The organism is Nocardiopsis sp. MG754419 (genome assembly GCF_018207095.1).
Lineage (GTDB): Bacteria > Actinomycetota > Actinomycetes > Streptosporangiales > Streptosporangiaceae > Nocardiopsis.
The window spans coordinates 1-385 of record NZ_QOCZ01000391.1; the positions used below are offsets into that span (position 1 = coordinate 1).

Consider the following 385-nt stretch of genomic DNA (forward strand, 5'->3'; position numbering starts at 1 on the left):
ATGGTTCATCTGGGCGGGGGGAGCGTAGTCCGGAACGGCATTGGGACCGGTCAGCCGCTGCTTCGGCTTCCACTCGTCCCACTGGGCGGCGATGTCCTTCATGTCCGCCGGCACCGAGGGCGACGGCACGGCCGCTGCCTTCAGGTCCTGCGCCGCGGGGGTGTCCAGACCACAGGATGGCGCAGTCTTCACACCGGCGGTCAGCGAGGTCCGGTTGGGCAGCACCTTGAACGGTGTGAAGTCCGGGCTCTGGGTGAACGCCGAGGCCATCGGGGTGGCCGCGGTGTCCTTCTGGTTCATCGGCTGGATCCCGAGGATCTGCTCGATGGTCCGCATCATCGTGATCTGGGAGTAGTAGTGGCTGTCCACCGTGGAGTGCTTGGCC

General features: G+C 66.5%; 1 pseudogene. It reads right to left on the reverse strand.

The features are described 5' to 3' along the window. Positions 1-385 (reverse strand): annotated as a pseudogene (locus tag DSY14_RS28255) (phosphoesterase); the annotation flags it as partial.